Annotated in this window: 7 protein-coding genes; 2 read left to right on the top strand and 5 right to left on the bottom strand. The window is 62.6% G+C overall.

Annotated elements, in window-relative coordinates; translation table 11 throughout:
* Together ABJF10_RS27960 and ABJF10_RS27955 are read right to left on the bottom strand one after the other, a co-directional pair.
* A partial coding sequence (locus tag ABJF10_RS27960) for a hypothetical protein (RefSeq protein WP_348547910.1) occupies positions 1-213 on the bottom strand: 213 nt, incomplete at its 3' end.
* 338 nt (positions 214-551) lie between these two features.
* Complete coding sequence (locus ABJF10_RS27955; protein WP_348547909.1) at positions 552-944, bottom strand: gamma-glutamylcyclotransferase; 393 nt, start codon at positions 942-944, stop codon at positions 552-554.
* Positions 945-1,125: 181 nt separating this feature from the next.
* Here ABJF10_RS27955 and ABJF10_RS27950 point away from each other — a divergent pair, with 181 nt between their 5' ends.
* Positions 1,126-1,959, top strand: coding sequence for a glycoside hydrolase family 16 protein (locus ABJF10_RS27950; protein ID WP_348547908.1), 834 nt, complete (start codon positions 1,126-1,128; stop codon positions 1,957-1,959).
* Positions 1,960-1,989: 30 nt separating this feature from the next.
* Here the strand turns inward: ABJF10_RS27950 and recA are convergent, their stop codons facing one another.
* A complete protein-coding gene (gene recA / locus ABJF10_RS27945) occupies positions 1,990-3,024 on the bottom strand; it encodes a recombinase RecA (RefSeq protein ID WP_348547907.1) in 1,035 nt (344 codons plus the stop codon).
* A gap of 145 nt (positions 3,025-3,169) precedes the next feature.
* Between recA and ABJF10_RS27940 the strand changes: the two genes are divergently transcribed.
* Positions 3,170-4,831, top strand: a complete 1,662-nt coding sequence (locus tag ABJF10_RS27940) for a hypothetical protein (protein WP_348547906.1) — start codon at positions 3,170-3,172, stop codon at positions 4,829-4,831.
* Positions 4,832-5,172: 341 nt separating this feature from the next.
* On the opposite strand, the gene ABJF10_RS27935 is transcribed toward ABJF10_RS27940, so the two are convergent.
* Positions 5,173-5,577, bottom strand: coding sequence for a hypothetical protein (locus ABJF10_RS27935; protein WP_348547905.1), 405 nt, complete (start codon positions 5,575-5,577; stop codon positions 5,173-5,175).
* A 280-nt stretch (positions 5,578-5,857) separates the two neighbouring features.
* The coding region (gene htpG, locus ABJF10_RS27930; RefSeq protein ID WP_348547904.1) for a molecular chaperone HtpG at positions 5,858-7,107 on the bottom strand (1,250 nt) is incomplete at its 5' end.

Below are 7,107 nucleotides of genomic sequence, written 5' to 3'. Positions count from 1 at the left end.
GGGAGCGGCCTCCTTGGCGGCCTCCGCAGGAGCTGCGGCAGGTGCGGGAGCGGCTTCGGCAGGAGCGGCTGCTGCGGGAGCAGGTTCAGCAGGCGCAGCCGCCGGCTCTGGAGCCTTGGCAGGAGCGTCCTGCGCGGCCAAAGGAGCTACGAAACCCGCCCACGACAGCATGGCTGCTGCGGCAAGCAGGGATAACGTTCGATTCGGTTTCATACAGGGTAGTGTAGTGGTTTTGTTGGTTTGTTGGTTGCTGCCGACACCCCTGTAAAACCGTCCAAGGCTCTTCGAGCGCTGGAACTCCATTCGGGAACCGATTGGGGCTGAGGTGATGGCAGGGGCGCCCTTTAGCAGCCGCTGTGCCAGCCCTCAGCATCAATGACTTACAGAGAAAATGGACCGCTCTTTGCCCAATTGCCATCAGGCCGAATGCGTAAATTACGACAGACGATCTTAATATGATCAAAATGAACCACTAGCGTTCACTTCGATCTGTGGGCGTTTTTCAGCTCTACAGTCACCACGAGCGGTGGCTTGGTTTAAGTTGAACCGCCCTAGTCCACGGACGCCCGGTAGGCGCGCCAGCCACCGAATTCGCTGATCTCCCGTTGCCCCGTGCACAGGATCACTTCCGCCAATACGCCGAGCACCTCTTCCCCGTTCGCCAACTTGACCTTGCCGACGCACAGGCCGGCCGGCTCCTTGACCAGGATGTCCGCCAACCCGCTGGCGGGCACATTCCACACTTCGACCGCCACGGAGACGCCCCCGGTGGCCACGCGGTACATGCCGGGATGCCGGTCGTTGATCGAGAAAATGCGATAGGCCGACACTGTGCGATCCTCCCGCACAAAGGACGCTCCTACAGAGAGGAGGTTGGGATTCAGTTCGAGGCCCCGCATCAGGGTGCCATTGACCGCCAGAAGAATGGAGCTGGAGTTCGACATGGGTTCCTTCTAGCTGGATGGCTCCTCTTTGAACAGCCCGGCTTGAAATTGGCACAGATAAAGCTAGTAGTTCTGCTGCTTATGCTATATTGCGTAAGCAGTAGCGCGAATGCGAATCTCTCGTCCTCCGCACAGTGCCATCGGCCTGTTGGCCTTGGTTTGGATGGCTTCTTCGCCCCTAATGGCGGCACCCCCTGCTGGATGGCAGTTGGTTTTCAGTGATGAATTCGAGGGCCAGGCGCTCGACGTCAGCAAATGGAACACGACCATGGATTTCCCGGGCACGCACGGTCCGCGCTACCACAACGAGTATTACCTCAGCTACACGCTGGATGAAGACGTGATCCTCAGCGACGGCCGGTTGCACCTGCGCACCGAGCACAAAGTGGTCTCCGGCAGTGAGCCGATGGGCCTCTTCGACTACTCGCAGGGGCTTGTCACGACGCACGACAAGTTCACATTCACTTATGGCTACGTCGAGATCCGGGCGAAATACCCGGGCGGGAAAGGGCTGTGGCCCTGCTTCTGGCTCATGCCGCAGGATGAGAACAGCTGGCCGCCGGAATTCGATATCGCCGAGTACTACGGCGGCCAGCACAAGATGCATCACGGCTTGGCCTACGGCACGATGCGTGAGACACTTTGGGACAGTTCTGGCGACACTGAGACGGATTTCGTCAACGACTGGCACACCATCGGCCTCGAGTGGACGGCCGGACGCGCGGTCTGGTACGTTGATGGCGTTGCCCGCAAGACGGTGACCGCCGATTACGTGCCGAAAGTGCCCATGTATGTCCTCCTGAGCAACAGCATCAGCTCCCGCCTTGGCCCCTCGGGCGAGCCGGATGAAAAGACCGTGTTCCCAAACGACTTCCAGATCGACTACATCCGCATCTACCAGACGCCCCCGCCCACCCAGCTCGTGAAAGCGGAGCCTCCTCCCGCACCCAAGCCGCAGGCCTCGGAGGCGGCCAAGCCGATCATCGCCATTCTTCCCGCGAGTCCGCTGCCGTGAACCGGCAGCGGGCCTCGCCTGTCCGCCACGCTACGCCTTCTCTTCGTCGAGCTTCGCCAGCACGGCGGCCTCGAGTTCGGTATAGAGCGCGGCGTCGGCCTTGAGGATCTCCTTCGCGGCATCGCGGCCTTGGGCGAGCTGCGTGCCCTTGTAGCTGAGCCACGAACCACGCTTCTCGACGATGCCCTTCTCCAGGGCGAGATCGAGCAGGGAGCCTGTCAGGCTGATGCCTTCGTTGTACATGATGTCGAACTCGGCCTCGCGGAAGGGCGGCGCGACCTTGTTCTTGACGATTTTCACCTTGGTGCGGTTGCCGGTCACGCTGCCGTCGGCAATCTTGATGGCGCCGATGCGCCGGATGTCCACGCGCACGCTGGAGTAGAATTTCAGCGCCTTGCCGCCGGGAGTGGTTTCGGGATTGCCGAACATCACGCCGATTTTCTCGCGAATCTGGTTGGTGAACACGACGATCGTGCGGGCCTTGGAAATCAAAGCGGTCAGCTTGCGCAGGGCGGCGCTCATGAGCCGGGCTTGCGCGCCCACGGTGGTGTCGCCGATCTCGCCTTCGAGTTCGGCCTTGGTGACGAGCGCGGCGACGGAATCGATGACGATGACGTCCAGCGCATTCGAGCGCACGAGCGTCTCGCAAATGCGCAGCGCTTCCTCACCGGAACTGGGTTGCGAGACGAGCAGGTCGTCCAGGTTCACGCCGAGTTTCTTGGCGTATTGCGGATCGAGCGCGTGCTCCACGTCGATGAAGGCGGCCAGCCCGCCGCGCTTCTGCGCCTGCGCCACGAGGGTCAGCGTGAGGGTCGTCTTGCCCGAGCTTTCCGGGCCGAAAACCTCCACGATGCGTCCCCGCGGAAAACCGCCGACGCCGAGCGCGCGGTCGATCAAAATGTTGCCCGTGGGGATGGTCTCCACATCCATGTGTTGCGAGTCCCCGAGCCGCATGATGGCCCCGTCCCCGTAGTCCTTGGCGATCTGCTGGATGGCGAGATCAAGGTTCTTGTTGCGGGCAGTAGTGACTTTGCTCTCTTCTTGGGTTTCCGTTTTTGTGGCCATACGTGGTCTAATGTACACGTATGGCGCGGCGGGCGGGAAGCGAATTCCGATCCGGAGGCGAGAAATCGCGCCTCTGGCGTCTGCGCCCGCTTTTTTCCTCGCGTTCGTCCCAGATGCGTCTTTGTTTAGCGCCTGATTTTCCCACATGGAAACGAATTCACCCGCGGACGTACCCACCCCCGCAAACCCACCCGAAACGCCCGCGGAAGCTGCGCCAGTCGAAGCGCCTGCCGCAGACCTTTTCACGCCGGTCGCCAATGCCGGGCCCACGGACCCCGCCGAGCCGGTGGAAGCCGAGGGCGACGCGGAAGCGACGCCGGGCGAACCCGGGCTGGCGGACGAACTCACGCAATTGGCCGAGGCCTCCCAAAGGGCGCGCCTTTCACCGGCCGACGAAGAGCGCATGGCCACGTTGCTCAAGGAAGCGCTGCTCGGTGGCCGCGCCGGGGTAACTCGCGCGATCGAAGCGCTGCCCCGCGTGCCGTGGATCGTGGGCGTGCGCGCCGTCGAAGCCGTCTGGGTGGAACTCACCGCGGGCTTTCGCACCCAGTTGCTCGCCGGCCTCGGCAAGGATGAAACGGATGCCTCGCGCCGGATTCGCCTGAGCCTGTCGCGCGCGCTGTTCAAGATCGATGTGGCGGTGGCGCTGAAGCTCGCCGTGGGCGTCGCGCGGGAATTGCGCGACAAGGACACCGGCCTGCTCACCACGAAGCAATCGCAGATTTTTGCCAATGTCTTCATCGGCCGCGGCAAGCCCTGGCTCGCCCAGCTCTCGCTCGCGGACGTAAAGCCCGCGGATGGCGATGCGCTGGTCCATTGCGCAGTGCTCGCGGTCTTCACGCTGCCGCATCCGCCGGTCACGCAGCTCGGTGTCTTGAAATGGGCGCGGGAGCAGGAGCGGCTGGGCAAGCTCGACGCGCCGGCGCTGGAAGCAGTCAAAAAGGGCGTCGCGCGCTGGAGCGCGAAATGGCAGGGCGCCTTGCGCAAGGAGGTCAGCGATTTGCCGGAGGAAATTGCCGCCGTCTTGAAGCCTGGTGCGGAGCAATCCCCGGCGGGTGAACAGGAGTCCGCTCCTAGCGAGGCCGGCGAAAGCGCGGAAGGCCCGGAGGGCGTGGCCGTCGAGGGCGCCGAAACGATGGCCAAGGAGGATGATGAGGACGATGACGATGATGACGACATCGATGATGAGGATGAGGATGAGGAGGACGACGAGGACAAGGACGAAGAAAAAGAGCGCGGCCGCGGTCGCCGGGAGCGTCCCGTCTACGAGCCCCGCCCGCAGAAGCCGGCCGGGGAACGCCCCGTCTACACGCCGCGCAATGCCGGCAACGTGGGCAAGAATTTCAATCTCAACGAAGCGCTGCGCGGCATCGACGGCTACGTCCAGTCGCTGCGCGCCGAACTCAGTGCCGCGCAGACCAAGGCCCGGCGCGAATCGCGCGATGACCGCCGTCCCGAGAAATCAGCGGGCCCGATCATCCCCGGCCAGCCGACGCCGGAGGAATTGGCGCGGCTCAACCAGCAGCTCGAGGCCCGCAATGCCGAGTTGCAAGAGCGCATCACCGATTTAACCCAGCACTCCGAGGATATCGCCGTGAGCACCGGCGCCCTGACCGGTGCACCGGTGAGCGATGTCGTGGCCCAAATGCGCACGCTGCTCGCGCTGAAATTGCAGGAAGACTTTGCGGATTACCTCGCGCTGGAAAAAGAGTCCAACGACCTCGTGGTGCAGCAACATTACAAGTCCCTGCTGCGCCATGTCTTCGAGGTGCTCCAGCAACTCGAAGTGCCGCTCAAGGCGGAGTAGGAAGTCGATTCCGATTCCGGCCCGGAGGGCCGAAAAAGATTAGCCGGTTGGCGTCAGCCACCGGAAGGGCCGCCAACGCATCATCCGCCCCAGCGGGGCGGTGGAATTCTTGTCGTAGCCGAGCCTGACAATGATGACCGGGAATTTACCGCAGAGGGCGCAGAGGAACGAGAGAGGGCCGCAGAGGGAGAAAAGACTTTTCCTCTGCGGCCCTCTCTCGTTCCTCCGCGCCTCTGTGGTAAACACCAACGGTGGCTATGGTTTCCGTGGCCCAGCCCCAACAACGAAAAAGCCCCGGCCTCTTCTCGAAGCCGGGGCTCATGAATTTCAGCGAAGGTCGCTTAGTTGTTCGGCTTCGGCGCGTCGGGGGCCGGAGCGGGCGCGGGGGCCGGTGCGGGGGCAGCGGCGTCCTTCACGGCGTCAGCAGCCTTGTTGGCGGCATCCTTGGTTGCTTCGACGGCTTTGTCGGCAGCTTCCTTGGTTGCGTCGACCGCCTTGGTGGCGGCGTCTTTCGCTTCAGCAGCGGCCTTGTCGATGGCAGCGGCGGCTTCCGGGGCCTTCGCCTTCGCGGCGGCCGCAGCTTCTTCGACCTTGGCCTTGGCGTTGTCCGCGGCTTCGGTGGCCTTCTGTTCGATGGTGGCCTTGCCTTCATCGGCTTTCTGCTCGACCGAGGCTTCCTTCTTCTCGCAAGCGGCAAAGGCCAGGGCCGTCGCTGCCACGAGGGCAAATGTGGGGTACAGTTTCATGTGTGGGATTTAGGGGTTAGGGGTTGATGGTTGGGACGATACGAATCGAATCGGCCCCGTGGGGAGGCTGGACAGGCGGCTGGGGCAAGTCAATGCCAGTCTGCCACGGAACTGATTCCAAAAACGCCACCCGGCGGCGTCTCCTTTCTTAGGCGCAACAAAGACCGCTTAAGACTGGAACCACGAAGGCACAAAGGCACGAAGGGAAACAAACTTCCGCCTCATCCTCTTCGAGTCTTTGTGTCTTCGTGGTGAACAGCCCTTCACCGTCTTCGGTGACCTACTTGTTCAGCAGCTTCTCCAGCAAGCCGTTGAGCCGGCCGAGCATGGCGCGCGGGTCTTCGAGCAGGCCGGCGGCGACCAGGGCGTTGTCGAAGATCTGCTCCGCGACTTCGCCGGCCAGCGTGGCGTCCGATTGCCGGATGGTATTCAAGCGCACCAGCATCGCGTGGTCGGGATTGATCTCGAGATTCGGCTTCGACTCCATGGACGGCCCGCCTTCGCGGCTCATCATCTTCATCATGCGGCGCATGCTGGAAGTCATGTGCGTGTCGCTGTCCACCACCACCGCGGGGCTGCCCACGAGGCGCTTCGAGGTGAGGACTTCGTTCACGCGATCGCCGAGGCGTTCCTTGATGAAATTGGCGAGCAGGCGCGAATTCTCTTCGCTCAGCGCGCCGGCGGTTTCCTTGTCGAGCTTGAGGTCGGCCTTTTCCGCGCCCACCAGGCGCTTCTTGTCGAACTCGCGCAGGTGCTCCATCACGAATTCATCCTGCGGCGCGTACAGGAACAGCACCTCGTACTTCTTTTCGCGGAAGACCTCGTAGTAGGGGCTCGCCTCGGCCGCTTCGCGATTCGAGGAGATGAGATAGTAAATCTCCTTTTGCTCTTCCGGCATGCGGCTCACGTAATCGGCCAGCGAGGTCGTCTTGCCCGCCGCGGTGTGCGAGGACTCGCTACGCAGCAGCTTCGCCAGGGCGTCGCGATGCTGCCAGTCGTTGGTCACGCCTTCCTTCAGGCAGTGGCCGTGCTCGTGGAAAAATTTGTCGTACTTCTCCGGGTCGGCCTTGGCTTCCTCGTCGAGCCACTTGAGCACGCGCTTGGTCAGCACGTCGTTGATCTTCCGCAGCAGCGCGGAGTCCTGCATCGTCTCGCGCGAAATGTTCAGCGGCAGGTCTTCGCTGTCCACCACGCCCTTCAGGAAACGCAGCCACTCGGGGAAGAGGTTCTTCGCCTTCGGCTGGATGAGGATCTTGCGGCAATAGAGGTTCACCTCGCTCTCGCTGCGCGTCAACGTCATCAGTTCGTAGCTCTTCTGCGGCACGAAAAGCAGCGCGCGGATGGACAACGGCGCATCCGCCGAGAAGTGCAGGCGGTACTGCGGCGGCTCGCTCTCGTGGCCGATGTATTTGTAAAAGTCGTTATACTCGTCGTCGGTGATCTCGCTCTTGTTCTTCGTCCAGAGCGCCTGCACCGTGTTCACCGCCGTGCCGTTCAGCTCGATCGGGAACTGCACGAAATTCGAGTAGT

This window comes from Chthoniobacter sp., assembly GCF_040003245.1.
Lineage (GTDB): Bacteria > Verrucomicrobiota > Verrucomicrobiia > Chthoniobacterales > Chthoniobacteraceae > Chthoniobacter.
Note: the sequence above shows the minus strand (reverse complement) of the source record. Positions and strands in the feature narration are given on the sequence as shown.